This window comes from Xenorhabdus yunnanensis (genome assembly GCF_028598805.1).
Classification (GTDB): Bacteria; Pseudomonadota; Gammaproteobacteria; order Enterobacterales; family Enterobacteriaceae; genus Xenorhabdus; species Xenorhabdus yunnanensis.
Window position 1 is genome coordinate 1 of sequence record NZ_JAQRFI010000054.1, and the last position, 24,661, is coordinate 24,661.

Genomic DNA, 24,661 nt, shown 5'->3' on the forward strand with positions numbered 1-24,661 from the left:
GCGCTTATTTTCGCTTTTCTTCGCTGCCCGCCGCGGCGTGTCTCAGCTCAGCGTCGGTCAGTGGTGGCGCATTATAGGGAGTTTTCCGCGGCTGGCAAGAGTTTTTTTGAATTTTACTTTCAAGTGAACACTTTTTACTCTTTTCAATATAAAAACCATTCAAACAGGCTAAGATTAATGCAAATTCTTTCATTGCATGACGTTTTTTCCTCAATAAAATTTCTATATAATTGTTCTTCTCTCTTACTATTGAGGTTCTTATGTCCACTGTTTTGCGCCAATACTTAAACTTCTATCCTAAAGTTGGTCAAAAAGTTCTTTTAGACCCTTCTTCTGTTGTAATTGGGGATGTCAGATTGGCAAATGACGTCAGCATCTGGCCCCTTGTTGTTATCAGAGGAGATGTAAATTATGTCTCAATTGGCTCACGTACAAATATTCAAGATAGTTCTGTCTTACATGTGACCCATAAATCCCCAGATAATCCTAATGGCTTCCCACTGATAATTGGCGAAGATGTCACGGTAGGACATAAGACAATGCTACATGGATGTAAAATTGGGAATCGCGTCTTAGTTGGTATGGGTTCCATCTTACTTGATGGAGTAACTATTGAAGACAATGTTGTAATTGGAGCTGGTAGCTTAATTCCTCCAGGGAAAAAATTAGAAAGCGGCTATCTGTACGTCGGTAGCCCTGCCAAACAGGTGAGAAAACTCAAACCTGAGGAATTGGAAGGGCTCCTTTATTCCGCTAATAATTACGCTCGCTGGAAAGATAACTATTTATCAGCACAATCTGAAAGTAAGGAGTAGCGCCCAAATTGATCATCATATCCACTCAAAATGACCGTTTCAAACTCTTCTTCCAAATCCCAGCGATGCAGGCGAAACAGCTCGAGTGGATGATGATCTTCACCATAACGCTCTATTATTTCATCAAAACTGAGCATGCATTCCACCAAAAAACCATTTACCATTGCTGGGAATATCACCTTATTTTCTATCTCATCCCAATCTTCACGATCAGGAAATTGAATTGATTGGTTCATACATGTAATTCCCGTCTTAAGGCAGTTAAAACAGGTTCTATTTCAGGAAATACTCCATGCCATAATTCAAAAGAATACGCAGCTTGCCCTACCAACATTCCTAAGCCATCAGCCAAACGTGAAACACCATTTTGATGAGCAAACTTAAGGAAAGGGGTTAATCCATGCTGATAATACATGTCGTAACACACACTATTATTTTGGAAAATCAATGGTGATATAGCCGGAATTTGCCCATCAAGGCCAGAAGCCGTTGCATTAATGATAATATCAAAATCTGGAGTAGTAAGACCAAGAGCACTCATTTCAATGGCCTGTATATCACCTAGTAGAGAAAATGTATTTGCGACTCTTTGGGCCCGTTCAAATGTACGGTTAGTAATAGTGACGGAACAACCCAATGATAATAAAGGAGATAATACGCCTTTCGCAGCTCCACCAGCGCCTATGATCAGGATCTTCTGCCCTTGAGAGATGAATTTGAGTCGCTGCAAATCCATCAATAATCCCACCCCATCTGTATTATCACCGAGTAGCCGGTTTCCCTCTATCCGTTTTAATGTGTTAACTGCACCACAGATACTTGCCCGTTCAGTCAATTCATCTGAGCACTTATAGGCTCTCTCTTTAAAAGGAACAGTAACATTCACCCCTAAACCACCCTGTTTGAAAAAATGACCTAAGGTTTGTTCAAAGTCTTCTACCGGAGCAAGTACTGTCCCATATTGATGCTCAATACTTGTCTGTTCAGAAAACAATCGATGAATATAAGGAGATTTACTATGTGCGATTGGATTACCAAAAACTGCGAATTTATCCATTATTACCTAGCCTTGCCGATATAATTTGCCAGTTAAAGCATCCCTAATTTCTGATGGATTCTTACGTCCACCAACTTCTCCTTCTAAAATTGGGACACGAGTTCCAAATTGCTGCCTCACTTCGTCCACACTACGACATGGCTCTAATCCACTTAGATTCGCACTGGTCGAAACAAGTGGTTTTTTATATATAGAGCATAGCTGCTTAACCAAAGGGTGATCTGTAACTCGGACGGCCAATGTTGAAAACTTGCCAGTCAACCATTTTGGTGTGGTTGTTCTCGCGGGTATTACCCATGTAACAGGGCCAGGCCAAAATGAGAATATGGTTTCTTTCTGTATATCATTTAGCTGTTCATCATCAATATAAGGACATAGCCTCTCATAATGATCAGCAATAAGAATCAACCCTTTTTCCCAAGGCCTATTTTTCAACGCTAATAGCTCTTGCACTGCATTTTCACTATCAGGGTCACACCCTAATCCAAAAACAGCTTCAGTCGGATAAGCAATAACTTTTTCTTCTTTTAAAGCTGTGATAACAGAATCAAATACTGGCGAGATTTCGTGACTCATTTTATTTCTCAATTTCATTAACTTGTTGCTTGCTACACAATTTACTGGCACAAAATAATTTTATGCCTTTGGAAATGCGCTTTTCTACTAACAATGGATAGTGGCAAAACATGCATTCACCTGAAATGGGCTTATTGTTAAGTGCAAACTGACATTCTGGATAGCGACTACAGGAATGAAATATTTTACCAAAACGAGATTTACGCTGGAGTAATTTTCCTTGCTGACATTGAGGGCAATTTATTGACGTATCGTCTGGTTTATCAATTAATTCTGTATGCTCACATTCAGGATAATGACTACAGCCAATAAACATGCCATAACGCCCTTGACGTAAGACCAAGGTGAAGCCACATTCCGGACAAATTTGCCCATCCAGCTCTTTAACAATATGTCCATCGACCTGTGCTTTCAATGGGCGAAGATAATGGCAAGACGGATAACTGGAACACGCATAAAATGGACCGTGAGTACCATTGCGAATCACTAACTCAGCACTACACTCAGGGCAATGCTCTATTTTTTTTATAGCCAAAGGAACCTTCTTAGACATATTTTAACTCGCTGAATATCGACAACCACCTTAACATTGGAAAAAGCGCAAATTAAATAGCTTAACTAGTTCGGACATACCCACCTGCAACAACAGCAACTTTTCCCATAAGTTCCAATTCCAATAATTTGGTCATGACTTCCGTAACAGGTAGGGAAGATCGCTGGGCGATCACATCAATAGGTGTCACTTCACTACTTACGTTAACCAGCACATCCACAAATGGCAACTCTGTTTGTTCAAATTGTTTATTTTCCTCCTCACGGCCTTTATTTTCGACACTAATCCATTGAAATAACGAACTAATATGCTCCATGATATCTATTACATTCGTTGCCAAATAAGCTCCTTGCTTGATCAACCAATGGTTACCTTCATTTGCAGAATTCCCCAATGGCCCAGGTAATGCAAAGATGTCTCGACCTTGCTCAAGGGCACAGCGAGCTGTAATCAGTGATCCGCTATTTTTATGGGCTTCTACAATAAGAAGAGCCAAACTTAATCCACTAATGATCCGGTTTCGCCTTGGAAAATGCTTAGCTTTAGGTGGAGCATCAGGAAAAAATTCAGAAACTAATGCGCCATGTTCTTTAATATGCTTGGCCAAAGATTTATGTCTACTGGGATAGATATTTTCAAGTCCACTACCAAGTACTGCGATTGTCTTCCCTCCCGAATCCAAGGCTGCTTGATGGCAAATACCATCAATACCTATCGCTAATCCACTAGTCACTACCAGATTATTTTTAGCTAAGTCACTCGCGAATATCTTTCCCCATTTCTCGCCATAAAAAGTCGCTGCTCTACTACCAACCATTGAAATTTGCCGTTGAGATAAGACCGATACATCGCCTGCAACAAAAAGCACAAGGGGTGGAGAGTGTATTTGCTTTAATAAAAGTGGGTATGCGGGGTGAGAGAAAGTCAACAAATGATGATCTGGTTGCTCTAGCCAATTGAGCGCAGAAATCAGCTCAGAAGAGTTGGCTTTCGTAAATTGCAAACATTGTGCAGATGATAGCCCACACGCTTTTAGGGAGGATGTGCTAAAACTCTTCGTTTGCAACAGGTGTTCTATAATAAGTATGGCCTGCTCTGCTGAAAGATGAGAAACCATTTTCATTCTTAACCATATTTCCATCGCTTCCATATCGTCATCCTGACTTGAAGTTGAGAGAAACACTCTCATGATTAATTTGTGTTCAATACTGTCAATCTAAATAGGAAATGTCTAGAATAGGCACTAATTATCACTCACTTTTTGGATGCAGTTCTAAACATATATGTCAGTTTTACAAGTATTACATTATCCAGACGAGCGACTCCGCACAGTTGCCAAACCAGTAGAAAAAGTCAATGCAGAAATCCAGCGAATCGTTGATGATATGTTTGAAACGATGTATGCAGAGGAAGGTATTGGCTTAGCCGCAACACAAGTCGATATACATCAGAGAATTATTGTCATTGATGTCTCTGAGAATCGAGATCAACGTCTTGTTCTTATTAACCCAGAATTGGTTGATGAAACTGGTGAAACAGGAATAGAAGAAGGTTGCTTATCTGTTCCTGAGCAGCGTGGATTTGTACCCCGTTTTGAACAAGTAAAAATTAAGGCCCTAGATTATCACGGTCAGCCATTTGAATTGGAAGCCGACGAGTTGCTGGCAATCTGTATTCAACATGAAATGGACCATTTGATTGGTAAACTCTTTGTTGATTATCTATCGCCATTAAAACGCCAACGCATCCGTCAGAAAGTTGAAAAAATTGACCGACTGAGAACCAAAAACAAATAATTTTTATTATCGCAGGAAATAACAGTGTCTGATTCTTTACGTATTATTTTTGCCGGAACCCCTGATTTCGCGGCTCGCCATTTGGCTGCTTTATTAAACTCTCAACACCAAGTTGTTGGAGTACTCACTCGGCCAGACAAACCGGCAGGAAGAGGTAAAAAACTGACACCAAGTCCTGTAAAGTTATTGGCTGAAGAACATGATATTCCTGTTTTCCAGCCAAAAACCTTACATACAGAAGAAAGCCAGCAATGGGTCATGGCGCAACAACCTGATATTATGATCGTTGTTGCATATGGATTAATTCTTCCTCAAGCTGCTTTAGATATACCTCGTCTGGGATGCCTAAATGTTCACGGTTCCTTGCTGCCTCGCTGGCGTGGCGCAGCACCTATCCAGCGCTCAATCTGGGCTGGCGACCAAGAAACTGGCGTAACGATCATGCAAATGGATGCAGGGCTTGATACTGGTGATATGCTACTGAAAGCCATTTGCCCAATTACAAATGAAGACACCAGTGCCAGCTTATATGAAAAACTTGCTGATATTGGCCCAGAAGCTTTACTCAACACTTTAAGCTTAATTACATCAGGAAAATGTCAGTCTGAAATTCAGGACGATACACTTGCGACCTATGCTGAAAAACTGAGTAAAGATGAAGCAAAAATAGATTGGAATTTGCCTGCAACCCAAATTGAACGTTGTGTTCGTGCTTTCAATCCTTGGCCTATGAGCTTCTTCTTAATTGATGATCAACCAGTTAAAATCTGGCAAACAGAAGCTATCACAGAGCAAACAACCCAAGCTCCCGGAACAGTTATCAGCGCAGATAAAAAAGGTATTCAAATTGCAACTGCAGATGGGATATTAAATATTACTCAGTTGCAACCACCTGGCAAGAAAGCAATGTCAGCCGCCGATCTCTTAAACTCCAAACGTGAGTGGTTTACACCTGGCAGTAAAATCAACTGATACTAACTTTGCCTACATGTTTTTAGCATCTAGGCTTCTTCCTATTTATTATGCTGACGAAAGTCAGCTTTTTTGACCATATCATGAAAAATGCATATAACCTGAGAAGTATCGCTGCAAAAGCAATCACTCAAGTGCTTGAGCAAGGGCAATCCCTCAGCACTATTATCCCTGAATTCCAACAAAAAGTTTCCGATAAAGATAAAGCGTTACTACAAGAGATCTGTTTTGGTGTAATGAGGGTATTACCTCAGCTTGAGTGGCTTATCAGTCAATTAATGGCAAAGCCATTAAAAGGAAAACAACGTGTTTTCCACTATCTAATCATGGTTGGTATATATCAGCTTATATATACGCGCATACCTGCGCATGCAGCACTTGCCGAAACCGTCAATGGTGCAACTAACTTAAAACGACCACAGCTGAAAGGAGTAATTAATGGTGTTCTTCGCCAGTTTCAGCGCCAACAACAAGTATTAATCGAACAAGCAAATAATCACATCAGTCAGCACCTACATCCTAAATGGCTGCTAGAACGAATTCAAAAAGCATATCCAACAAATTGGCAAACCATAGTGGATGCCAACAATCAAAAACCACCTATGTGGTTGCGAGTTAACCAACTCCATCATACAGCTAACGAATATCTTGCACTATTAGAAGAAGCTAATATAAAAGCAGAATTGGATATCAACCATTCCAGTGCCATTCGTCTTCTGAATCCCTGCCCTGTCAGTGCATTACCCGGATTTAATCAAGGGTGGGTAACAATTCAGGATCGTTCCGCGCAAGGATGTGCTGAACTATTAAACCCATGTGATGGAGAGTCTATACTAGATCTTTGCGCTGCACCTGGTGGAAAAACCACTCATATACTCGAAATAGCACCAAAATCTAAGGTTCTCGCTATCGATATTGATGAGCAACGAATTAAGCGAGTGAAAGAAAATTTGCAACGGCTTAATTTACATGCTGTTGTCAAAACAGGCGATGGTCGTCTTCCACACGAGTGGGCTACTGATAAACAGTTTGATCGTGTTCTTCTTGATGCTCCATGTTCTGCTATAGGAGTGATTCGTCGTCATCCGGATATAAAATGGCTACGCAGAAATGAAGATATTGATCAATTAGTTACATTACAATCTGAAATACTTGATGCGATTTGGCCATACTTAAAACAAAATGGCACCCTGGTTTATGCTACCTGCTCAATTTTACCTCAGGAAAATAGTGAGCAAATAAAAGCATTTTTGGCCCGTCATTCCGATGCAATATTATCAGAAACAGGTAATTCGGGTACTTTCGGAACACAAATTATTCCAGAAGCTACGGGTGGCGACGGTTTCTTTTATACCCGGCTCACTAAGCAATAATAACGCTCTCTCGTTCCGACTGAACGAGAGAATTTTATGGTTTTACCAAAATATCAAGAATAGAAGACGGCTTCTAATCAAAAAAGAAAATGCTATGAAGATAATCATCCTAGGTGCAGGCCAAGTTGGTAGAACATTAGCCGAGAACTTGGTTGATGAAAACAATGATATTACTGTCGTTGATACCGATACAGATCGTTTACGCCAGCTACAGGATAAATTCGATCTCCGAGTTGTAAATGGTCATGGCTCTCATCCGAGAATATTAAGAGAGGCTGGAGCTGAAGATGCTGATATGTTGGTAGCAATCACAAATTCAGATGAAACCAATATAGTTGCATGCCAAATTGCTTATTCTATATTTAACACGCCTAATAGAATCGCCAGAATACGCTCACCAGAATATATTCGAGAATCAGAGAAGTTATTCCATCCTGATGATATTCCTATTGATTATCTAATATCTCCCGAACAACTAGTCACTGATTACATCTATAAATTGATTCAATACCCAGGAGCATTACAAGTTGTTAATTTTGCTGAAGGGCGTGTTAGCATTGTCGCGGTTAAAGCCTATTATGGTGGTTCATTGGTAGGTAATGCCTTATCCTCACTCCGAGAACATATGCCACATATCAATAGCAAAGTTGCTGCAATATTCCGTCAAGATCGCCCTATTAGACCACAAAGTTCAACAATTATTGAAGCTGGAGATGAAGTCTTCTTTGTTGCTGCATCACAACATATCAGAGCAGTAATGAGCGAACTACAACGTCTTGAAAAGCCGTATAAACGTATCATGATTGTTGGTGGTGGTAATGTTGGTGCAGGCTTAGCCTTGCGCCTTGAGAAGGATTATAGTGTCAAATTAATTGAACATAACCAAAAAAGAGCTACTGAATTAGCTGAACTATTGCACGATACTATTGTGTTCTATGGCGATGCTTCAGACCAAGAATTACTAGCTGAAGAACACATTGAACAGGTTGACGTTTTTATAGCACTAACAAATGATGATGAAGCCAATATTATGTCAGCTATGCTTGCAAAACGGATGGGAGCCAAAAAAGCAATGGTGCTTATTCAACGCAGTGCATACGTTGATTTAGTACAAGGTGGAGTCATTGATATCGCAATTTCTCCTCAACAAGCAACAGTATCAGCGCTACTTGGTCATGTCCGTAAAGCAGATATTGTTAGTGTATTCTCATTAAGAAGGGGAGTTGCTGAAGCTATCGAAGCCATAGCTCATGGCGATGAACATACTTCAAAAGTTGTTGGGCGTAGGATAGGCGATATTAAATTACCACCAGGAACAACAATAGGAGCCATTGTACGCAATGAAGAGGTCATTATTGATAATGATTACAGTGTCATTCAACAAGGTGATCATGTAATCATGTTTATTACTGACAAAAAATACGTTCCTGAAGTGGAAAAGCTTTTCCAGCCTAGCCCTTTCTTCCTGTAAAAACATTAAATAAGATTCTATTAGATTAATATTGTTCACTTAAGAAGTTAGAAGGCCAATAATAACAACTTGAAAAAATTATTATTATTGGCCTCCAAACCACGTTTTTTACCATGTTTCTCTTTACGACTATAACTTCCTTTACCCTTTTTGTTTTTTTCTACTCTCTGCCGGAACAAAGGATCGTGTAATAAAGCTTCTATAGCATTATCTTTAATAACGCCTTTTTTATGGCGATATGTTGTCATAATGACCCCTGACTATAATTAATGAATAAGATAATTTTTTGATTAAAAACAGCGCAATTGTACTCTTAGCACTCGCAATAATAAAGAAAAATTATCTATTTGTTGCTCCTTCTTCCAAAATTTCCAATATAGAACAATATGTACTAACGTGCATACTACCACAACAGGCATCACTCAACATTTTCAAAGAATCACGCATCTTTTGCATTTCTAATAATTTTTCTTCAACTTCCTGTAATCTAGAATCAACAATATGTTTTGATTCCTGACATGTATGACGTTCAGGATCAACCCGAATAGATAGTAGTTCTACAATTGCTTCCAGTGTAAAGCCTAATTGTTTTGCATAACGGATAAAACGTAATCGCTGTAGATCTTGTTCGGTATAAAGTCTATAGCCACCTTCCGTTCTTTCTCCGTGGAACATCAATCCTTGTTTTTCATAAAAGCGGATAGTGTCAGGTGTTACACTCGCTAATTTAGCCAACTGACCGATACGATACATAAGGGATTTTCCTATTAAGTAGCAAATAAACACAATACTAACAGAATAGGTTAAAAGATCATCCGTGAGGGAAAAGTTACAGACCAACTAATAAAGATAACACGATGATAAGAAGAGAAAAATTAATTAGAAGGCAATAAAAAACCGGGATACTACCCGGTTTTTTACGCCTCTACAGATTACTCTGCAGATGCTGCTTCTGTCTGAGACTCTGCTGCACGGTCAACAAGCTCGATGTATGCCATCGGTGCATTATCACCAGCACGGAAGCCACACTTCAGAATACGAGTGTAACCACCAGCGCGACTCGCAAAACGCGGGCCCAGTTCATTAAACAGTTTTGCCACGATCTCGTTATCACGAGTACGGGCGAATGCCAGACGACGATTAGCTACGCTGTCGGTCTTGGCAAGAGTAATCAGCGGCTCAACGACGCGACGCAGTTCTTTCGCTTTAGGCAGAGTCGTCTTGATGATTTCATGACGAACCAAAGAACCTGCCATGTTACGGAACATAGCTTGGCGATGGCTGCTGTTGCGGTTCAATTGACGACCACTCTTACGATGGCGCATGACCTTATCCTTCTCAGTAAAACCTTAACCTGTGATCTAGTTATTCATCAGCAATACTTGCTGGTGGCCAGTTTTCCAGACGCATGCCCAGAGAAAGTCCACGTGAAGCCAGTACGTCTTTAATCTCAGTAAGAGATTTTTTACCCAAGTTAGGAGTCTTAAGTAACTCAACTTCAGTACGCTGTACCAGATCACCGATGTAGTGGATAGCTTCTGCTTTAAGGCAGTTAGCAGAGCGGACAGTCAATTCCAGATCGTCAACAGGGCGCAGCAGGATCGGATCAAACTCTGGCTTCTCTTCTTTAACTTCTGGTTGACGTACATCACGTAAATCAACGAAAGCTTCTAGTTGTTCAGCCAGAATGGTAGCTGCACGGCGAATCGCCTCTTCAGGATCGATTGTGCCGTTAGTCTCCATCTCGATAACCAGCTTATCCAGGTCAGTACGTTGTTCTACACGAGCTGCTTCAACATTGTAGGCGATACGCTCTACTGGGCTATAGCAAGCATCTACTAACAAACGACCGATAGGGCGCTCATCTTCTTCCGAATGAATTCGGGCAGAAGCCGGCACATATCCACGACCGCGCTGAACTTTAATACGCATGCTAATGGAAGCGCTTTCGTCAGTCAGATGGCAGATTACGTGCTGCGGCTTGACGATTTCGACATCACCATCATGGACGATGTCGGCTGCAGTCACAGGGCCAATGCCAGATTTATTCAAAGTAAGGATAACTTCATCTTTACCCTGAACTTTCACCGCCAGCCCTTTCAGATTGAGGAGAATCTCCAGGATATCTTCCTGTACACCTTCTTTGGTGCTGTACTCATGCAGTACACCATCAATCTCAACCTCAGTCACCGCACAACCCGGCATAGACGAAAGCAGAATACGGCGCAGTGCGTTGCCAAGAGTATGGCCAAAGCCACGCTCTAATGGCTCAAGGGTCACCTTGGCGTGCGTCGAACTGACTTGCTCGATATCTACCAGGCGCGGTTTTAGAAACTCTGTCACAGAACCCTGCATTGTGTCCTCTCTTTGGTGCTAAGCTTTACTTAGAGTAAAGCTCGACGATCAGGTGTTCGTTAATGTCAGCGGATAGATCAGTACGCTCAGGTATACGCTTGAACATACCTTCCATCTTCGCAGCATCAACTTCCAACCAAGTTGGTTTCTCACGCTGCTCAGCCAGCTCTAAGGCTGCTTTAATGCGAGCCTGCTTCTTCGCTTTTTCACGAACGCTGACTACGTCATTCGGGGATACCTGATAAGAAGCGATGTTAACAACGCAACCATTTACCATGATAGCCTTGTGGCTTACCATCTGACGAGATTCAGCACGAGTAGCGCCGAAGCCCATACGATAAACGACGTTATCCAAGCGACTTTCCAGCAAGTTCAGCAGGTTTTCACCTGTGTTGCCTTTCAGACGAGTTGCTTCTTTATAGTAGTTACGGAATTGACGCTCCAGAACACCGTAAATACGACGAACTTTTTGTTTTTCACGTAACTGTACACCATAATCAGACAGACGCGGTTTACGTGCGCCGTGCTGGCCTGGTGCCTGTTCTAACTTACACTTGGTGTCAATCGCGCGAACGCCAGACTTCAGGAAAAGGTCTGTACCCTCGCGACGGCTCAGCTTGAGCTTAGGACCCAAATATCTTGCCATTTTCTTTCTCCAACAATCCTAAAAAACGAAAGCGTATTAAACGCGACGCTTTTTCGGTGGGCGACAACCGTTATGAGGGATCGGAGTCACATCAGTAATATTAGTGATGCGGAAACCAGCCGCGTTTAATGCGCGGATAGTTGACTCACGACCAGGACCAGGTCCTTTAACCATAACTTCCAGATTCTTAATTCCGTACTCTTTTACTGCTTCAGCGCAGCGCTCTGCTGCAACCTGAGCTGCAAACGGAGTAGATTTACGAGAACCACGGAAACCGGAACCACCGGCAGTTGCCCAACCCAGTGCGTTACCCTGACGATCAGTAATAGTAACGATGGTGTTGTTGAAAGAAGCATGGATATGAGCCACACCGTCAGAGACTTGTTTTCTTACACGCTTACGTGCACGAATAGGTGCTTTTGCCATTATTCAATACCCCGATTATTTCTTGATCGGCTTACGCGGACCCTTACGGGTACGTGCATTGGTCTTAGTACGCTGACCGCGAACTGGTAGACCACGACGATGACGCAAACCACGATAGCAACCAAGGTCCATCAGACGTTTGATACTCAGGGTTACTTCACGACGCAGATCACCTTCTACAACGTATTTGGCAACTTCGTCACGCAGCTTGTCAATTTGCTCTTCAGACAGCTCACTGATCTTAACATTTTCAGCAATACCCGCTGCTGCACAAATTGCTTGTGAGCGGGTTTTACCGATACCGTAGATCGAAGTTAATGCGATCACAGTATGTTTCTGATCAGGAATGTTAATGCCTGCTATACGGGCCACTATGCACTCCTACAATATTTATTCACTGCAACATCATTCTGAAAAGCCCGTTTTCAGGATACTCAAACAATGTTGCTGTCAGATAAAAAAGATTGGCTGGCTAATTTAGCCAGCTCAACCCAACTTTGCAAGAAAAATATGCGATTAATTAGCCTTGGCGCTGTTTGTGCTTAGGCTCTGCACTGCAAATCACACGAACGATACCGTTACGTTTAACGATTTTGCAGTTGCGGCATAATTTCTTGACGGAAGCACGAACTTTCATTTTTACTCTCCGTAACTTCTCAAGCAAACCGATTAGCGGTTATATCCTTTCAGGTTTGCCTTCTTCAATGCAGACTCATATTGACTCGACATCATTAGAGTCTGCACTTGAGCCATAAAGTCCATGATGACGACAACTACAATCAGTAGGGAAGTACCACCAAAATAGAATGGAACTTTCATTGCATCACGCATGAACTCCGGGATTAAGCAGATAAAAGTAATATATAACGCACCAACTAAGGTTAGACGAGTCATTACTTTATCGATGTACTTAGCCGTTTGCTCTCCCGGACGAATTCCTGGTACGAATGCACCGGACTTCTTCAGGTTATCTGCTGTTTCTCTTGGATTGAAAACCAAAGCCGTGTAGAAGAAACAGAAGAAGATGATTGCAGATGCGTATAATAACACATAAAGCGGTTGACCTGGTTGCAAATACATAGAAATAGTTGTCAACCAATTCCAGCCTGTTCCACCCCCGAACCAAGAAGCTATGGTACCAGGGAACAAAATAATACTGGAAGCAAAAATTGCAGGGATAACCCCAGCCATATTCACTTTCAACGGTAAATGTGTACTTTGTGCTGCGAAAACTTTACGACCTTGCTGACGTTTCGCATAGTTAACAACGATACGACGTTGACCACGCTCAATGAAAACAACGAAGAAAGTCACGGCAAACACTAATACTGCAACCAACAGCAACAGGAGGAAGTGCAGGTCGCCTTGCCGAGCTTGCTCGATGGTGTGACCAATTGCAGGCGGTAGACCTGCAACGATACCAGCAAAGATTATGATTGAAATACCGTTACCGATACCTCGTTCAGTAATCTGCTCACCCAGCCACATCAAGAACATGGTTCCCGTGACCAGACTTACAACAGCCGTGAAATAGAATGCAAAACCAGGATTAATCACTAACTCTTGCATTCCAGGCATCTTCGGCAACCCAGTAGCAATACCGATTGACTGGAATATTGCCAGCACTAGTGTGCCATAGCGGGTGTACTGACTGATCTTACGACGACCAGATTCCCCTTCCTTCTTGATCTCTGCTAAACGAGGATTAACCACAGTTAGCAACTGGATAATAATAGATGCTGAAATATATGGCATTATACCCAGTGCAAAGATAGAAGCACGGCTTAAAGCACCACCAGAGAACATGTTAAACATTTCAATGATGGTGCCTCTTTGCTGCTCGAGCAATTTGGCAAGCACAGTGGCATCAATACCAGGGATTGGAATAAAAGAGCCAATACGGTAAACAATTAGAGCTCCAATGACAAACAAAAGTCTGCGTTTTAACTCGCCTAATCCGCCTTTGGCACTTTGAAAATCTAATCCTGGTTGTTTAGCCATCTGTTACTTATTCCTCAATTTTACCGCCAGCAGCTTCAATTGCAGCACGGGCGCCTTTAGTAACACGCAAGCCACGCACAGTTACTGCGCGATTGACTTCGCCAGAAAGCATTACTTTAGCGAATTCAATTTGAGGGCCAATAATGTTAGCAGCTTTCAGTGCATTCAGATCGATAACATCGCCTTCAACGCGGACAAAATCAGACAGACGAATTTCTGCGGTGATCATTGCTTTACGTGAAGTGAAACCAAATTTTGGCAGACGACGATATAAAGGCATCTGGCCGCCTTCAAAACCACGACGAACGCCACCGCCAGAACGAGACTTCTGACCTTTGTGACCACGACCGCCGGTTTTACCTAGACCAGAACCGATACCACGACCTACACGTTTAGATGCGTGCTTGGCACCTTCAGCCGGAGACAGAGTATTTAAGCGCATCTGTTACTCCTCAACTTTAACCATATAGGAAACCAAGTTGACCATACCGCGAATAGCTGGTGTATCTTCACGCTCAACAGTATGCCCAATACGACGCAGACCTAAACCAGTCAGAGTTGCCTTATGTTTAGGCAAACGACCAATTGAGCTGCGAATCTGAGTGATTTTAATAGTCTTAGCCATGGTCATTACCCCAGAATTTCTTCGACGGATTTGCCACGCTTAGCTGCGACCATTTCTGGAGACTTCATGCTGTCTAAAGCATCCAGAGTTGCACGAACCACGTTGATCGGGTTAGTGGAACCGTAGGTTTTAGCCAGTACGTTACGAACTCCAGACACTTCCAGAACAGCGCGCATCGCACCACCGGCGATGATACCTGTACCTTCGTGAGCAGGCTGCATAAACACGCGAGATCCGGTGTGTGAGCCTTTCACTGGGTGGTACAGAGTGCCGCTGTTCAGAGCGACGGTTTTCATATTGCGACGTGCTTTTTCCATCGCTTTCTGGATCGCTGCCGGAACTTCGCGTGCTTTGCCGTAACCAAAACCAACGCGACCGTTACCATCACCAACTACAGTCAGTGCTGTAAAGCTGAAAATGCGGCCACCTTTAACGGTTTTTGATACGCGGTTTACCGCGATCAGCTTTTCCTGCAGTTCGCCAGCTTGTTTTTCGATGTGAGCCATCTTACACCTCTACCTTAGAACTGAAGGCCAGCTTCACGGGCAGCATCTGCCAGTGCCTGGACTCTACCATGATATTGGAAACCAGAACGGTCAAAGGATACATCTTTGATGCCTTTTTCCAGAGCACGTTCAGCAACAATCTTACCAACTAATGCTGCGGCTTCTTTGTTTCCAGTAAATTTCAATTGTTCACTGATAGCTTTTTCTGTTGTAGAAGCTGCCACCAGAGTTTCAGAACCATTTGGTGCGATAACCTGCGCATAAATATGGCGAGGGGTACGGTGTACCACCAGGCGAGTTGCACCAAGTTCCTTGAGCTTGCGGCGTGCGCGGGTCGCACGACGGATACGAGCTACTTTCTTATCCATAGTGTTACCTTACTTCTTCTTAGCCTCTTTGGTACGCACGACTTCATCGGCGTAACGAACACCCTTGCCTTTATATGGCTCAGGACGACGATAGGCACGCAGATCTGCCGCAACCTGACCAATCACCTGCTTATCAGCACCTTTCAGCACGATTTCAGTTTGTGATGGGCATTCCGCAGTTATGCCTGCTGGCAGTTGATGCTCGACCGGATGCGAGAAGCCTAAAGACAAGCTAACTGCGTTGCCTTTAACTGCCGCACGGTAACCAACACCCACCAGTTGAAGCTTCTTAGTGAAACCTTCGTTAACACCGATAACCATTGCATTCAGCAGAGAACGAGTTGTACCTGCCTGCGCCCAAGCGTCAGCAAAACCTTCGCGTGGAACGAAATTCAGTTGGTTATCCGCATGTTTAATTTCAACTGCGTTGTGGATTGTACGACTTAGCTCGCCGTTTTTACCCTTAATCGAAATAACCTGACCGTTGAGTTTAACCTCTACGCCGGCAGGAATGACGACGGGTGCCTTTGCAACACGAGACATTCTTTCCTCCCGAATTAAGCTACGTAGCAGAGAATCTCGCCACCCAGACCAGCCTGGCGAGCTGCACGATCAGTCATTACACCTTTAGAGGTAGAAATAACAGCGATACCCAAGCCAGCCATAACTTGTGGCAGCTCATCTTTTTTCTTATAGATGCGCAGACTTGGGCGGCTTACACGCTGAATACTTTCTACAACAGCCTTACCTTGGAAATATTTCAAAGTAATTTCCAGTTCAGGCTTGGTGTCGCCTTCAATTTTAAAATCTTCAATGTAACCTTCTTCCTTCAGCACTTTGGCAATTGCCACTTTCAGCTTGGAGGAAGGCATGGTGACCGCAACTTTATTCGCGGCTTGACCGTTACGGATACGGGTCAGCATATCCGCGATCGGATCTTGCATGCTCATCTGTCTTTACTCCCGTGATTCAATTGGTGACAATTACCAGCTAGCCTTTTTAAGGCCCGGGATTTCACCGCGCATAGCGGCTTCACGGACTTTAATACGGCTCAACCCAAACTTCCGCAAAAACGCATGCGGACGCCCAGTTTGACGGCAGCGGTTACGCTGACGGCAAGGGCTGGAATCACGTGGCAGTGTTTGCAGCTTGAGAACGGCATTCCAACGGTCTTCATCAGATGCGTTGACATCAGAGATGATCGCTTTCAGTTCAACGCGTTTTGCGAAGAATTTCTCAGCTAATTTCGCACGTTTTACATCACGTGCTTTCATTGATTGCTTAGCCATGAGTACCCTGCCTTACTTGCGGAACGGGAAGTTAAACGCAGCCAACAGTGCGCGGCCTTCATCATCAGATTTCGCAGTCGTGGTGATAGTAATATCCAAACCACGTACACGATCCACTTTATCGTAATCGATTTCAGGGAAGATGATTTGCTCACGAACACCCATGCTGTAGTTACCACGACCATCGAATGATTTAGCGGACAAGCCACGGAAATCACGGATACGTGGTACAGCAATAGAAATCAGGCGCTCAAAGAACTCCCACATGCGTTTTCCACGCAGGGTTACTTTACAGCCGATTGGATAGCCCTGACGGATTTTGAAGCCTGCAACTGATTTGCGTGCTTTGGTGATCAATGGTTTCTGACCAGTGATTGCTGCCAAGTCAGCTGCTGCGTTATCCAGCAGTTTTTTGTCAGCGATCGCTTCACCAACACCCATGTTCAGGGTGATCTTCTCGACCCGAGGGACTTGCATGACAGAATGGTAACCAAACTGAGTCATCAGTTTCTGGACTACCTCGTCTTTGTAGTAATCATGCAGTTTCGCCATCGTATACTCCAAATTACTTGATAGTTTCGTTGTTAGATTTGAAGAAACGAACTTTTTTGCCGTCTTCGAATCTAAAACCTACACGGTCAGCCTTACCGGTTGCTGCGTTAAAGATAGCAATGTTAGAAACATTAATAGCCGCTTCTTTTTCAACAATGCCACCTGGTTGGTTCAGAGCCGGAACTGGCTTCTGATGTTTTTTAACCAGGTTGATACCTTCAACAATTACTTTACCAGAAGAAAGAACCTGTTTTACTTTACCGCGCTTACCTTTGTCTTTACCGGTCAGCACGATAATTTCGTCATCACGACGGATTTTCGCTGCCATTTCCTGCTCCTTAGAGTACTTCAGGTGCCAGAGAGATAATTTTCATGAACTTTTCATTACGAAGCTCACGAGTTACCGGCCCAAAAATACGCGTACCGATAACTTGCTCACTATTGTTGTTCAACAATACACAAGCGTTGCTATCGAAGCGAATGACAGAACCGTCCGGGCGACGAACACCCTTCTTGGTGCGCACCACTACCGCTTTCAGGACATCACCTTTTTTCACTTTACCACGAGGAATTGCTTCCTTGATGGTGATTTTAATGATGTCGCCGACGTGTGCGTAGCGACGGTGCGAGCCACCCAGAACCTTGATACACATTACGCGACGTGCACCGGAGTTGTCGGCCACGTTCAGCATAGTCTGTTCTTGGATCATTTTAGTGCTCCGCTAAATGTCAACTACTACTGAGCCACTTTATTTTTAAAGAAGCCGTTTCAATATCCCATACTACGAGGGCGCGGCATTATAACACCACATCTTCGCGATGGACAGAAAAATAAACGGCCCGTTATTTTTTGAGCCGTTTATTTCGTACGAGACAACGCTCTATTATAGAACCGCTTTCTCTATAACGCGAACTAAAGTCCAAGATTTAGTCTTAGACAGTGGACGGGTTTCGCGGATTTCCACGACATCACCAATTCCACATTCATTGTTCTCGTCATGTACGTGCAGTTTAGTCGTACGTTTGATGAACTTACCATACAGAGGGTGTTTCACCTTACGTTCAATAGCAACAACAATGGATTTTTCCATTTTATCGCTAACAACACGACCTTGCAGAGTACGGATTTTATCGGTCATTACGCACCCGCCTTCTCAGTCAGTAAAGTCTTAACGCGTGCAATATTACGACGCACTTGTTTCAACAGATGAGACTGTTGCAGCTGGCCACTTGCCGCCTGCATACGTAAATTAAATTGTTCACGCAACAGGTTTAGCAGCTCAGTGTTCAGCTCTTCAACGCTTTTTTCGCGCAGCTCTTGTGCTTTCATTACATCACCGTCTTAGTTACAAAGGTGGTTTTGATAGGCAGTTTCGCTGCTGCCAGCTTGAATGCTTCACGAGCCAGCTCTTCAGGCACACCGTCCATTTCATACAGGACTTTACCGGGTTGGATCAAGGCAACCCAGTATTCTACGTTACCTTTACCTTTACCCATACGCACTTCGAGTGGCTTTTCGGTGATAGGTTTGTCTGGGAACACACGGATCCAGATTTTACCTTGACGTTTAATTGCACGGGTCATAGCACGACGTGCCGCTTCGATCTGACGAGCAGTCAGACGACCACGGCCTACAGCTTTCAGACCGAAAGTGCCGAAGCTAACATCCGCACCGGCAGCCAGACCACGGTTGCGGCCTTTGTGCACTTTACGGAATTTCGTACGCTTTGGTTGTAACATCAGCGACTCTCCTTACTTGCGGCCTTTACGCTGCTGCTTTTTAGGTTGCGCAGCCGGTTTTTCCGCCTGTTCAACTGCAGCCATACCACCCAAGATCTCACCTTTGAAGATCCATACCTTAACGCCGATTACACCATAAGTGGTGTGCGCTTCAGAAGTATTGTAGTCGATGTCCGCACGCAGAGTATGCAGAGGTACACGACCTTCACGATACCATTCAGTACGTGCGATTTCAGCACCGCCCAGACGGCCACTGACTTCCACTTTGATACCTTTAGCGCCCAGACGCATAGCATTCTGTACAGCACGTTTCATAGCACGGCGGAACATAACACGACGTTCCAGCTGCGAGCTGATGCTGTCAGCAACCAGTTTTGCGTCCAGTTCAGGTTTACGCACTTCGGCAATATTAATCTGCGCAGGAACGCCAGCGATATCCGCTACAGCCTTACGCAGTTTTTCAACGTCTTCACCTTTTTTACCGATTACAATGCCTGGACGAGCAGTGTGAATGGTCACACGGATGCTTTTCGCAGGACGCTCGATAACGATACGTGAAACAGATGCTTTAACCAGTTCTTTGTTCAAGTACTGGCGAACTTTAAAGTCACTGTCTAGGTTGTCAGCGAATTCTTTGGTATTCGCATACCAGGTAGAGTTCCAAGGTTTGACAATCCCCAGACGAATACCATTAGGATGTACTTTCTGACCCATTGCTAGTCTCCAGAGTCTCAGCGATCGGACACAACCACAGTAATGTGGCTGGTGCGCTTCAGGATACGATCTGCGCGGCCTTTGGCACGAGGCATAATACGCTTCATAGTCGGGCCTTCGTCTACGAAAATTTTCGTGACTTTCAGATCATCGATGTCAGCGCCATCGTTGTGTTCTGCGTTAGCAATAGCAGACTCAAGTACTTTCTTCACTAAACCAGCAGCTTTCTTGTTGGTATAGGTCAGAGTTTCCAGAGCTTGCGACACTTTCTTACCGCGGATCAGGTCAGCCACAAGGCGAACCTTCTGAGCAGAAGAACGAGCGTGGCGATGTTTAGCGATAGTTTCCATCTCTTCCTCCTACCTTAGCGCTTTTTAGCCTTTTTATCGGCCGCATGGCCGCGATAAGTACGGGTCGGCGCGAATTCACCCAGTTTGTGACCAACCATTTCGTCGGAAACAAAAACTGGAACATGCTGACGACCATTATGGACAGCGATGGTCAAACCGATCATGTTAGGAAAGATCGTTGAACGACGGGACCAAGTCTTAATAGGCTTTTTGTCTCCGCTTTCCACCGCTTTCTCTACCTTCTTCAGCAAGTGCAGGTCAATAAATGGACCTTTCTTGAGAGAACGTGGCATAGCTTATCCTCTAATTATTTTTTAGAACGGCGACGTACGATATATTGATCAGTACGTTTGTTGCTACGGGTCTTCTTACCTTTGGTCTGGATGCCCCATGGAGTTACAGGGTGTTTACCAAAGTTACGACCTTCACCACCACCATGTGGATGGTCTACTGGGTTCATCGCCGTACCGCGAACAGTAGGACGGATACCACGCCAGCGGCTTGCACCAGCTTTACCCAGAACGCGCAGCATATGTTCTGCGTTACCAACTTCACCTAAAGTAGCACGGCAGTCAGACAACACTTTACGCATTTCACCAGAACGCAGACGCAGAGTTACATAAGAACCATCACGTGCAACGATCTGCGCATAAGCACCTGCTGAACGAGCCAGCTGGCCACCTTTACCTGGTTTCATTTCTATGTTGTGAACAGTAGAACCAACCGGGATATTACGCATTGGCAAAGCGTTACCAGCCTTGATCGCTGAATCAGCACCAGACTGGATTTGATCACCTGCTTTCAAGCCCTTAGGGGCAAGGATATAACGACGCTCACCGTCTTTGTATAGAACCAGTGCGATGTTTGCTGAACGGTTTGGATCATATTCCAGACGCTCAACAACAGCAGGGATACCGTCTTTGTTACGTTTGAAGTCAATCAGACGATAATGCTGTTTATGGCCACCACCAATGTGACGAGTGGTAATACGACCATTGTTGTTACGACCACCAGTTTTGTTGTTTTTTTCCAACAACGGAGCATAAGGTTTACCCTTATGCAGCTCAGGGTTAACCACTTTAACAACGTGGCGACGGCCCGGAGACGTAGGTTTACATTTAACAACTGCCATTGTTCTTTACTCCTCCGACTTACTCAGCGCCGCCAACGAAGTCCAGATTCTGGCCTTCTTTCAAGGTGACGTAAGCTTTTTTCCAGTCGCTACGACGACCAATACGCTGACCGTGGCGTTTAACTTTACCTTTAACCAGCAAAGTGTTTACACCTTCAACTTCAACTTCAAACAGTTTCTGTACGGCAGCTTTGATCTCTGCTTTAGTCGCGTCTTTCGCAACTTTGAGAACGATGGTATTACTTTTTTCCATCGCTGTAGAAGCTTTTTCAGATACATGCGGCGCGCGCAGTACTTTCAGCAGACGTTCTTCACGGATCATGCCAGCATCTCCTCAACTTGCTTCACAGCTTCAGCAGTCATAACCACTTTGTCGAAGGCGATCAGGCTTACAGGATCGATACCAGCTGTATCACGAACGTCAACCTTGTACAGGTTACGAGCTGCTAAGAACAGGTTCTCATCAACTTCGCTAGTGACGATCAGCACGTCTTCCAGAGCCATTTCTTTCAGTTTCTGCACCAGCAACTTAGTCTTAGGAGCTTCAACAGTGAACTTCTCGACAACGATCAGACGATCTTGACGTACCAGTTCAGACAGGATGCTTTTCAGAGCACCACGGTACATCTTTTTATTAACTTTTTGACTGTGGTCCTGTGGCTTCGCTGCGAAAGTTACACCACCAGAGCGCCAAATTGGACTTTTAATAGAACCAGAACGTGCACGACCAGTACCTTTCTGACGCCATGGTTTTTTACCTGAACCAGAAACTTCAGCACGAGTTTTCTGAGCACGAGTACCTTGACGAGCACCAGCTGCATACGCAACAACTACTTGATGCACAAGCGCTTCATTGAAATCACGCCCGAAGGTAGTTTCGGAAACAGTCAGCGCGCTTTGCGCGTCTTTCATTACCAATTCCATTCCTATCTCCTCGACGTTACGCCTTGACAGCCGGTTTTACGATCAGGTTACTGTTCGTTGCACCTGGAACAGCACCTTTGACCAGCAGCAGGTTACGCTCAGCGTCAACACGTACTACATCTAGGCTCTGAACAGTTACACGTTCATTACCCAGTTGGCCTGCCATTTTCTTGCCTTTGAATACCTTGCCCGGAGTCTGGTTCTGACCGATAGAACCCGGAACACGGTGAGACAAGGAGTTACCATGGGTAGCATCCTGAGTACGGAAGTTCCAGCGTTTAACAGTACCCGCGAAACCTTTACCTTTAGATGTACCAGTAACGTCGACTTTTTTAACGTCAGCGAAAATTTCAACGCTAATGCTTTGACCTATAGTGAACTCTGCCTCATCATTTTTTGACAGACGGAATTCACGTAGGATGCGGCCAGCTTCAACGCCAGCTTTAGCGAAATGACCTGCTTCAGATTTATTAACGCGGTTAGCTTTTTTGCTACCAGTCGTTACCTGAATTGCACGATAACCGTCAGTCTCGTTGTTTTTAACTTGAGTTACACGGTTATTTTCGATTTCGATAACAGTTACAGGGATTGAAACGCCATCTTCAGTGAAGATGCGAGTCATGCCCACTTTTTTACCGACTAAACCAATCATTGTTTCAACCTCTCAATCGCTCAATGACCTGATTAACCCAGGCTGATCTGCACGTCTACACCGGCAGCCAGATCCAGACGCATCAGAGCATCAACGGTTTTCTCGGTTGGCTCAACGATGTCAACCAGACGTTTGTGAGTGCGAATTTCGTACTGATCACGCGCGTCTTTATTAACGTGCGGAGAAATCAGAACGGTAAAACGCTCTTTACGAGTCGGCAGCGGGATCGGACCACGAACTTGCGCACCAGTGCGCTTCGCAGTCTCTACGATTTCCGCAGTTGATTGATCGATTAAACGATGATCAAATGCTTTTAGGCGGATACGGATTCTTTGGTTCTGCATGAGACCAGAGCTCCAACTATTTTATAAACGTAAATGATTACTCCTCGCACCCATTTCGATTGATAGGGGAGTGTAATCGTTCAATGTGTAACCCCCATATCGGGAGTATTTTAAATGGCGGTTATTCACCGCTCATTGCTGATAATAAACCAGCCCTACTTTGTGTAAGTAAGCTCACGCATTATACGTGGATTTACCTACAAAGCAAGATTAAGAGTGAAATCTATTCAAAAAAGTACATACAAGAAGGGAAGCGAGAAGGAAAATAGCAGAAAAGCGCCCTATATAAAACCTATAGGGCGGTTAAATTATAATTATTCTTCTTCACTAAGTTGAGATTGAATGTAATTTTGTATGCCAATTCTAGTTATCAGTTCAAGTTGAGTTTCCAACCAATCTATATGATTTTCTTCATCAGCAAGTACCTCTATCATCAAATCTCGGCTGACGTAATCATGAACCGAATCGGCATATGAGATCGCTTCTCTCAGATCCTTGGCACCACGTAACTCCAATTCCAGATCAGATTGCAGCATTTCTTCTACATCTTCTCCAATATTAAGTTTACCTAAATCTTGTAGATTTGGCACTCCCTCCAGAAAAAGAATACGTTCGATAAACTTGTCTGCGTGCTTCATCTCATCAATGGACTCACGATACTCGGCTTCGTTTAAACGCATTAGTCCCCAATTTTTAAACATTCGGGCATGCAAAAAATATTGATTAATGGCGACAAGTTCATTACCAAGAAGTTTATTCAAATGTGCAATTATTTTTTTATCACCTTTCATAACAAGTTCCTCCGCTTCCAGTCACTAACTGTAGTACTAATTTAGCAGAGTAATTGCAAGAAAATTGTGTTTATTTTAAGCGACATTATTTATTGGAGGTAGTAGAGCTATCTCCTCATTCAGTATTTCACGTGCCTGACGTATGCATTTTCCGCAGTCACTTCCTATAGGAACAAAGTTCCTCAACTCTCTGATAGAACGAATATGTTGCTGATGAACAGCGTTACGTATGGTTTTATCACTTACTGCATTACAGAGACAGACATACATGAAATCACTCTTCTAACTATTTACACTCTTGATGGATATACAGGTCAGATAAAATATCCATGCCTAAAATTGTTCACGCTTACAAAATAAGCGATACCACAGAATAGTAAATGTAAATAAATCTCATTTCAATTATTGTTTTTGTTTTGTTGAGTAATAAAAAAGCCACCAATTACGGTGGCTCAAAATAGAAAAGAGGAGCCAAGGCTCCTCTTTTCTCATAATCTTTTAATAATCAAATATTAAGCAATAACTTTAGCAACAACACCAGCACCTACAGTACGACCACCTTCACGGATTGCGAAACGCAGACCGTCATCCATGGCGATTGGGGCAATCAGGTTCACGATCATGTTGATGTTG

Annotated in this window: 43 protein-coding genes; 5 read left to right on the plus strand and 38 right to left on the minus strand. The window is 43.7% G+C overall.

Annotation, left to right across the window (positions count from 1 at the left end; genetic code table 11):
- The first annotated feature begins 260 nt into the window (after positions 1–260).
- Complete coding sequence (locus PSI23_RS17205) at positions 261–815, plus strand: gamma carbonic anhydrase family protein (RefSeq protein WP_273556240.1); 555 nt, start codon at positions 261–263, stop codon at positions 813–815.
- Here PSI23_RS17205 and PSI23_RS17210 read toward each other — a convergent pair.
- The 5 genes from PSI23_RS17210 to dprA all read right to left on the minus strand — a co-directional run bounded on the left by PSI23_RS17210 (position 782) and on the right by dprA (position 4,151).
- Positions 782–1,051 (minus strand): DUF1488 family protein, encoded by a 270-nt coding sequence (locus PSI23_RS17210; protein ID WP_273556241.1) that lies wholly within the window; start codon positions 1,049–1,051, stop codon positions 782–784. The two genes, PSI23_RS17205 and PSI23_RS17210, sit on opposite strands and share 34 nt — an antisense overlap.
- Complete coding sequence (gene aroE, locus PSI23_RS17215) at positions 1,048–1,872, minus strand: shikimate dehydrogenase (protein WP_273556242.1); 825 nt, start codon at positions 1,870–1,872, stop codon at positions 1,048–1,050. The genes PSI23_RS17210 and aroE overlap by 4 nt, the downstream gene beginning before the upstream one ends.
- A gap of 6 nt (positions 1,873–1,878) precedes the next feature.
- A complete protein-coding gene (gene tsaC, locus PSI23_RS17220; protein ID WP_273556243.1) occupies positions 1,879–2,448 on the minus strand; it encodes an L-threonylcarbamoyladenylate synthase type 1 TsaC in 570 nt (189 codons plus the stop codon).
- Between the two features lies 1 nt (position 2,449).
- A complete protein-coding gene (locus PSI23_RS17225; protein WP_273556244.1) occupies positions 2,450–3,001 on the minus strand; it encodes a topoisomerase DNA-binding C4 zinc finger domain-containing protein in 552 nt (183 codons plus the stop codon).
- A gap of 61 nt (positions 3,002–3,062) precedes the next feature.
- On the minus strand, positions 3,063–4,151 hold the full coding sequence (gene dprA / locus PSI23_RS17230) for a DNA-protecting protein DprA (RefSeq protein WP_273556245.1): 1,089 nt from the start codon (positions 4,149–4,151) through the stop codon (positions 3,063–3,065).
- A gap of 133 nt (positions 4,152–4,284) precedes the next feature.
- Between dprA and def the strand changes: the two genes are divergently transcribed.
- The 4 genes from def (at position 4,285) to trkA (ending at position 8,613) form a co-directional block, all read left to right on the plus strand.
- On the plus strand, positions 4,285–4,797 hold the full coding sequence (gene def, locus PSI23_RS17235; protein WP_273556246.1) for a peptide deformylase: 513 nt from the start codon (positions 4,285–4,287) through the stop codon (positions 4,795–4,797).
- A gap of 24 nt (positions 4,798–4,821) precedes the next feature.
- Positions 4,822–5,769, plus strand: coding sequence for a methionyl-tRNA formyltransferase (gene fmt / locus PSI23_RS17240; protein WP_273556247.1), 948 nt, complete (start codon positions 4,822–4,824; stop codon positions 5,767–5,769).
- Between the two features lie 83 nt (positions 5,770–5,852).
- Positions 5,853–7,142: a 16S rRNA (cytosine(967)-C(5))-methyltransferase RsmB gene (gene rsmB / locus PSI23_RS17245; RefSeq protein WP_273556263.1), complete on the plus strand. Its 1,290-nt coding sequence runs from the start codon at positions 5,853–5,855 to the stop codon at positions 7,140–7,142.
- Between the two features lie 94 nt (positions 7,143–7,236).
- The gene (gene trkA, locus PSI23_RS17250; RefSeq protein WP_273556248.1) at positions 7,237–8,613 is read left to right on the plus strand and encodes a Trk system potassium transporter TrkA; all 1,377 of its coding nucleotides are present in this window, start codon (positions 7,237–7,239) and stop codon (positions 8,611–8,613) included.
- 47 nt (positions 8,614–8,660) lie between these two features.
- Here the strand turns inward: trkA and PSI23_RS17255 are convergent, their stop codons facing one another.
- The 33 genes from PSI23_RS17255 to PSI23_RS17415 all read right to left on the minus strand — a co-directional run.
- Positions 8,661–8,861 carry an alternative ribosome-rescue factor A gene (locus PSI23_RS17255; protein WP_273556249.1) on the minus strand — a complete coding sequence of 67 codons (201 nt, stop codon included), beginning with the start codon at positions 8,859–8,861 and terminating at the stop codon, positions 8,661–8,663.
- Between the two features lie 91 nt (positions 8,862–8,952).
- Entirely contained in the window at positions 8,953–9,366 is a 414-nt protein-coding gene (gene zntR, locus PSI23_RS17260; RefSeq protein WP_273556250.1) for a Zn(2+)-responsive transcriptional regulator, read from the minus strand.
- A 179-nt stretch (positions 9,367–9,545) separates the two neighbouring features.
- Positions 9,546–9,938: a 50S ribosomal protein L17 gene (gene rplQ / locus PSI23_RS17265; protein ID WP_010847501.1), complete on the minus strand. Its 393-nt coding sequence runs from the start codon at positions 9,936–9,938 to the stop codon at positions 9,546–9,548.
- 40 nt (positions 9,939–9,978) lie between these two features.
- A complete protein-coding gene (locus PSI23_RS17270; protein ID WP_273556251.1) occupies positions 9,979–10,968 on the minus strand; it encodes a DNA-directed RNA polymerase subunit alpha in 990 nt (329 codons plus the stop codon).
- A 25-nt stretch (positions 10,969–10,993) separates the two neighbouring features.
- Positions 10,994–11,614, minus strand: coding sequence for a 30S ribosomal protein S4 (gene rpsD / locus PSI23_RS17275; RefSeq protein ID WP_273556252.1), 621 nt, complete (start codon positions 11,612–11,614; stop codon positions 10,994–10,996).
- Positions 11,615–11,650: 36 nt separating this feature from the next.
- Positions 11,651–12,040 carry a 30S ribosomal protein S11 gene (gene rpsK, locus PSI23_RS17280; protein WP_002919257.1) on the minus strand — a complete coding sequence of 130 codons (390 nt, stop codon included), beginning with the start codon at positions 12,038–12,040 and terminating at the stop codon, positions 11,651–11,653.
- A 15-nt stretch (positions 12,041–12,055) separates the two neighbouring features.
- Positions 12,056–12,412: a 30S ribosomal protein S13 gene (gene rpsM / locus PSI23_RS17285; protein WP_038240472.1), complete on the minus strand. Its 357-nt coding sequence runs from the start codon at positions 12,410–12,412 to the stop codon at positions 12,056–12,058.
- A gap of 148 nt (positions 12,413–12,560) precedes the next feature.
- Positions 12,561–12,677, minus strand: a complete 117-nt coding sequence (rpmJ, locus tag PSI23_RS17290) for a 50S ribosomal protein L36 (protein ID WP_012768118.1) — start codon at positions 12,675–12,677, stop codon at positions 12,561–12,563.
- Between the two features lie 32 nt (positions 12,678–12,709).
- Positions 12,710–14,041 (minus strand): preprotein translocase subunit SecY, encoded by a 1,332-nt coding sequence (gene secY, locus PSI23_RS17295; RefSeq protein WP_273556253.1) that lies wholly within the window; start codon positions 14,039–14,041, stop codon positions 12,710–12,712.
- A gap of 7 nt (positions 14,042–14,048) precedes the next feature.
- A complete protein-coding gene (rplO, locus tag PSI23_RS17300) occupies positions 14,049–14,483 on the minus strand; it encodes a 50S ribosomal protein L15 (RefSeq protein WP_092520707.1) in 435 nt (144 codons plus the stop codon).
- Between the two features lie 3 nt (positions 14,484–14,486).
- Positions 14,487–14,666, minus strand: coding sequence for a 50S ribosomal protein L30 (gene rpmD, locus PSI23_RS17305; protein ID WP_092520746.1), 180 nt, complete (start codon positions 14,664–14,666; stop codon positions 14,487–14,489).
- Between the two features lie 5 nt (positions 14,667–14,671).
- Positions 14,672–15,172 (minus strand): 30S ribosomal protein S5, encoded by a 501-nt coding sequence (rpsE, locus tag PSI23_RS17310; protein WP_010847493.1) that lies wholly within the window; start codon positions 15,170–15,172, stop codon positions 14,672–14,674.
- Positions 15,173–15,186: 14 nt separating this feature from the next.
- Positions 15,187–15,540 (minus strand): 50S ribosomal protein L18, encoded by a 354-nt coding sequence (gene rplR, locus PSI23_RS17315; RefSeq protein WP_273556254.1) that lies wholly within the window; start codon positions 15,538–15,540, stop codon positions 15,187–15,189.
- A gap of 9 nt (positions 15,541–15,549) precedes the next feature.
- Entirely contained in the window at positions 15,550–16,083 is a 534-nt protein-coding gene (gene rplF, locus PSI23_RS17320) for a 50S ribosomal protein L6 (protein ID WP_273556255.1), read from the minus strand.
- 14 nt (positions 16,084–16,097) lie between these two features.
- Positions 16,098–16,490, minus strand: a complete 393-nt coding sequence (gene rpsH / locus PSI23_RS17325) for a 30S ribosomal protein S8 (RefSeq protein WP_273556256.1) — start codon at positions 16,488–16,490, stop codon at positions 16,098–16,100.
- A gap of 33 nt (positions 16,491–16,523) precedes the next feature.
- The gene (rpsN, locus tag PSI23_RS17330) at positions 16,524–16,829 is read right to left on the minus strand and encodes a 30S ribosomal protein S14 (RefSeq protein WP_010847489.1); all 306 of its coding nucleotides are present in this window, start codon (positions 16,827–16,829) and stop codon (positions 16,524–16,526) included.
- A 12-nt stretch (positions 16,830–16,841) separates the two neighbouring features.
- Positions 16,842–17,381: a 50S ribosomal protein L5 gene (gene rplE / locus PSI23_RS17335; RefSeq protein ID WP_273556257.1), complete on the minus strand. Its 540-nt coding sequence runs from the start codon at positions 17,379–17,381 to the stop codon at positions 16,842–16,844.
- Between the two features lie 13 nt (positions 17,382–17,394).
- Positions 17,395–17,709: a 50S ribosomal protein L24 gene (gene rplX / locus PSI23_RS17340; protein WP_092520687.1), complete on the minus strand. Its 315-nt coding sequence runs from the start codon at positions 17,707–17,709 to the stop codon at positions 17,395–17,397.
- A gap of 10 nt (positions 17,710–17,719) precedes the next feature.
- Complete coding sequence (gene rplN, locus PSI23_RS17345; RefSeq protein WP_010847486.1) at positions 17,720–18,091, minus strand: 50S ribosomal protein L14; 372 nt, start codon at positions 18,089–18,091, stop codon at positions 17,720–17,722.
- Positions 18,092–18,265: 174 nt separating this feature from the next.
- Entirely contained in the window at positions 18,266–18,520 is a 255-nt protein-coding gene (rpsQ, locus tag PSI23_RS17350) for a 30S ribosomal protein S17 (protein WP_074021482.1), read from the minus strand.
- The gene (gene rpmC / locus PSI23_RS17355) at positions 18,520–18,711 is read right to left on the minus strand and encodes a 50S ribosomal protein L29 (protein WP_010847484.1); all 192 of its coding nucleotides are present in this window, start codon (positions 18,709–18,711) and stop codon (positions 18,520–18,522) included. The genes rpsQ and rpmC overlap by 1 nt, the downstream gene beginning before the upstream one ends.
- Positions 18,711–19,121: a 50S ribosomal protein L16 gene (gene rplP / locus PSI23_RS17360; RefSeq protein WP_012990491.1), complete on the minus strand. Its 411-nt coding sequence runs from the start codon at positions 19,119–19,121 to the stop codon at positions 18,711–18,713. The genes rpmC and rplP overlap by 1 nt, the downstream gene beginning before the upstream one ends.
- Before the next feature lie 12 nt (positions 19,122–19,133).
- Positions 19,134–19,835, minus strand: a complete 702-nt coding sequence (gene rpsC, locus PSI23_RS17365; RefSeq protein WP_273556258.1) for a 30S ribosomal protein S3 — start codon at positions 19,833–19,835, stop codon at positions 19,134–19,136.
- A gap of 17 nt (positions 19,836–19,852) precedes the next feature.
- On the minus strand, positions 19,853–20,185 hold the full coding sequence (gene rplV / locus PSI23_RS17370) for a 50S ribosomal protein L22 (RefSeq protein WP_010847481.1): 333 nt from the start codon (positions 20,183–20,185) through the stop codon (positions 19,853–19,855).
- A 14-nt stretch (positions 20,186–20,199) separates the two neighbouring features.
- Positions 20,200–20,478, minus strand: coding sequence for a 30S ribosomal protein S19 (gene rpsS / locus PSI23_RS17375; RefSeq protein ID WP_011148791.1), 279 nt, complete (start codon positions 20,476–20,478; stop codon positions 20,200–20,202).
- 14 nt (positions 20,479–20,492) lie between these two features.
- Positions 20,493–21,317: a 50S ribosomal protein L2 gene (gene rplB / locus PSI23_RS17380; RefSeq protein WP_010847479.1), complete on the minus strand. Its 825-nt coding sequence runs from the start codon at positions 21,315–21,317 to the stop codon at positions 20,493–20,495.
- A gap of 19 nt (positions 21,318–21,336) precedes the next feature.
- Positions 21,337–21,639: a 50S ribosomal protein L23 gene (gene rplW / locus PSI23_RS17385; protein WP_038269605.1), complete on the minus strand. Its 303-nt coding sequence runs from the start codon at positions 21,637–21,639 to the stop codon at positions 21,337–21,339.
- Positions 21,636–22,241, minus strand: coding sequence for a 50S ribosomal protein L4 (gene rplD / locus PSI23_RS17390; RefSeq protein WP_273556259.1), 606 nt, complete (start codon positions 22,239–22,241; stop codon positions 21,636–21,638). Before rplD ends, rplW begins: the two co-directional genes overlap by 4 nt.
- Before the next feature lie 16 nt (positions 22,242–22,257).
- Positions 22,258–22,893, minus strand: a complete 636-nt coding sequence (rplC, locus tag PSI23_RS17395) for a 50S ribosomal protein L3 (protein ID WP_273556260.1) — start codon at positions 22,891–22,893, stop codon at positions 22,258–22,260.
- Positions 22,894–22,925: 32 nt separating this feature from the next.
- Positions 22,926–23,237, minus strand: a complete 312-nt coding sequence (rpsJ, locus tag PSI23_RS17400) for a 30S ribosomal protein S10 (protein WP_001181005.1) — start codon at positions 23,235–23,237, stop codon at positions 22,926–22,928.
- A 314-nt stretch (positions 23,238–23,551) separates the two neighbouring features.
- Positions 23,552–24,028, minus strand: coding sequence for a bacterioferritin (gene bfr / locus PSI23_RS17405; protein ID WP_273556261.1), 477 nt, complete (start codon positions 24,026–24,028; stop codon positions 23,552–23,554).
- Between the two features lie 75 nt (positions 24,029–24,103).
- Entirely contained in the window at positions 24,104–24,298 is a 195-nt protein-coding gene (bfd, locus tag PSI23_RS17410) for a bacterioferritin-associated ferredoxin (RefSeq protein WP_273556262.1), read from the minus strand.
- 242 nt (positions 24,299–24,540) lie between these two features.
- Positions 24,541–24,661 (minus strand): EF-Tu C-terminal domain-related protein (locus tag PSI23_RS17415; protein WP_507232775.1); only part of this gene is annotated, 121 nt, incomplete at its 5' end.

Bases quoted from the DNA above. Each gene is read 5' to 3' on its own strand.
- PSI23_RS17210 (WP_273556241.1), bottom strand. From the start codon at position 1,051: ATGAACCAATCAATTCAATTTCCTGATCGTGAAGATTGGGATGAGATA.
- PSI23_RS17225 (WP_273556244.1), bottom strand. From the start codon at position 3,001: ATGTCTAAGAAGGTTCCTTTGGCTATAAAAAAAATAGAGCATTGCCCT.
- PSI23_RS17205 (WP_273556240.1), top strand. From the start codon at position 261: ATGTCCACTGTTTTGCGCCAATACTTAAACTTCTATCCTAAAGTTGGT.
- rpsD (WP_273556252.1), bottom strand. From the start codon at position 11,614: ATGGCAAGATATTTGGGTCCTAAGCTCAAGCTGAGCCGTCGCGAGGGT.
- zntR (WP_273556250.1), bottom strand. From the start codon at position 9,366: ATGTATCGTATCGGTCAGTTGGCTAAATTAGCGAGTGTAACACCTGAC.
- PSI23_RS17255 (WP_273556249.1), bottom strand. From the start codon at position 8,861: ATGACAACATATCGCCATAAAAAAGGCGTTATTAAAGATAATGCTATA.
- def (WP_273556246.1), top strand. From the start codon at position 4,285: ATGTCAGTTTTACAAGTATTACATTATCCAGACGAGCGACTCCGCACA.
- rplN (WP_010847486.1), bottom strand. From the start codon at position 18,091: ATGATCCAAGAACAGACTATGCTGAACGTGGCCGACAACTCCGGTGCA.
- rplX (WP_092520687.1), bottom strand. From the start codon at position 17,709: ATGGCAGCGAAAATCCGTCGTGATGACGAAATTATCGTGCTGACCGGT.
- rplB (WP_010847479.1), bottom strand. From the start codon at position 21,317: ATGGCAGTTGTTAAATGTAAACCTACGTCTCCGGGCCGTCGCCACGTT.
- dprA (WP_273556245.1), bottom strand. From the start codon at position 4,151: ATGGAAGCGATGGAAATATGGTTAAGAATGAAAATGGTTTCTCATCTT.
- rpsN (WP_010847489.1), bottom strand. From the start codon at position 16,829: ATGGCTAAGCAATCAATGAAAGCACGTGATGTAAAACGTGCGAAATTA.
- rplC (WP_273556260.1), bottom strand. From the start codon at position 22,893: ATGATTGGTTTAGTCGGTAAAAAAGTGGGCATGACTCGCATCTTCACT.
- rplP (WP_012990491.1), bottom strand. From the start codon at position 19,121: ATGTTACAACCAAAGCGTACGAAATTCCGTAAAGTGCACAAAGGCCGC.
- rplF (WP_273556255.1), bottom strand. From the start codon at position 16,083: ATGTCTCGTGTTGCAAAGGCACCCGTCGTCATTCCTGCCGGCGTAGAG.
- rpsK (WP_002919257.1), bottom strand. From the start codon at position 12,040: ATGGCAAAAGCACCTATTCGTGCACGTAAGCGTGTAAGAAAACAAGTC.
- rpsH (WP_273556256.1), bottom strand. From the start codon at position 16,490: ATGAGCATGCAAGATCCGATCGCGGATATGCTGACCCGTATCCGTAAC.
- trkA (WP_273556248.1), top strand. From the start codon at position 7,237: ATGAAGATAATCATCCTAGGTGCAGGCCAAGTTGGTAGAACATTAGCC.
- rpmC (WP_010847484.1), bottom strand. From the start codon at position 18,711: ATGAAAGCACAAGAGCTGCGCGAAAAAAGCGTTGAAGAGCTGAACACT.
- rpsC (WP_273556258.1), bottom strand. From the start codon at position 19,835: ATGGGTCAGAAAGTACATCCTAATGGTATTCGTCTGGGGATTGTCAAA.
- PSI23_RS17270 (WP_273556251.1), bottom strand. From the start codon at position 10,968: ATGCAGGGTTCTGTGACAGAGTTTCTAAAACCGCGCCTGGTAGATATC.
- secY (WP_273556253.1), bottom strand. From the start codon at position 14,041: ATGGCTAAACAACCAGGATTAGATTTTCAAAGTGCCAAAGGCGGATTA.
- rplO (WP_092520707.1), bottom strand. From the start codon at position 14,483: ATGCGCTTAAATACTCTGTCTCCGGCTGAAGGTGCCAAGCACGCATCT.
- aroE (WP_273556242.1), bottom strand. From the start codon at position 1,872: ATGGATAAATTCGCAGTTTTTGGTAATCCAATCGCACATAGTAAATCT.
- rplR (WP_273556254.1), bottom strand. From the start codon at position 15,540: ATGGATAAGAAAGTAGCTCGTATCCGTCGTGCGACCCGCGCACGCCGC.
- bfr (WP_273556261.1), bottom strand. From the start codon at position 24,028: ATGAAAGGTGATAAAAAAATAATTGCACATTTGAATAAACTTCTTGGT.
- rplW (WP_038269605.1), bottom strand. From the start codon at position 21,639: ATGATCCGTGAAGAACGTCTGCTGAAAGTACTGCGCGCGCCGCATGTA.
- rpsE (WP_010847493.1), bottom strand. From the start codon at position 15,172: ATGGCTCACATCGAAAAACAAGCTGGCGAACTGCAGGAAAAGCTGATC.
- bfd (WP_273556262.1), bottom strand. From the start codon at position 24,298: ATGTATGTCTGTCTCTGTAATGCAGTAAGTGATAAAACCATACGTAAC.
- rplE (WP_273556257.1), bottom strand. From the start codon at position 17,381: ATGGCGAAACTGCATGATTACTACAAAGACGAGGTAGTCCAGAAACTG.
- rplD (WP_273556259.1), bottom strand. From the start codon at position 22,241: ATGGAATTGGTAATGAAAGACGCGCAAAGCGCGCTGACTGTTTCCGAA.
- rplV (WP_010847481.1), bottom strand. From the start codon at position 20,185: ATGGAAACTATCGCTAAACATCGCCACGCTCGTTCTTCTGCTCAGAAG.
- rpsJ (WP_001181005.1), bottom strand. From the start codon at position 23,237: ATGCAGAACCAAAGAATCCGTATCCGCCTAAAAGCATTTGATCATCGT.
- rpmD (WP_092520746.1), bottom strand. From the start codon at position 14,666: ATGGCTAAGACTATTAAAATCACTCAGATTCGCAGCTCAATTGGTCGT.
- rpmJ (WP_012768118.1), bottom strand. From the start codon at position 12,677: ATGAAAGTTCGTGCTTCCGTCAAGAAATTATGCCGCAACTGCAAAATC.
- rpsS (WP_011148791.1), bottom strand. From the start codon at position 20,478: ATGCCACGTTCTCTCAAGAAAGGTCCATTTATTGACCTGCACTTGCTG.
- rsmB (WP_273556263.1), top strand. From the start codon at position 5,853: ATGAAAAATGCATATAACCTGAGAAGTATCGCTGCAAAAGCAATCACT.
- rplQ (WP_010847501.1), bottom strand. From the start codon at position 9,938: ATGCGCCATCGTAAGAGTGGTCGTCAATTGAACCGCAACAGCAGCCAT.
- rpsQ (WP_074021482.1), bottom strand. From the start codon at position 18,520: ATGACCGATAAAATCCGTACTCTGCAAGGTCGTGTTGTTAGCGATAAA.
- tsaC (WP_273556243.1), bottom strand. From the start codon at position 2,448: ATGAGTCACGAAATCTCGCCAGTATTTGATTCTGTTATCACAGCTTTA.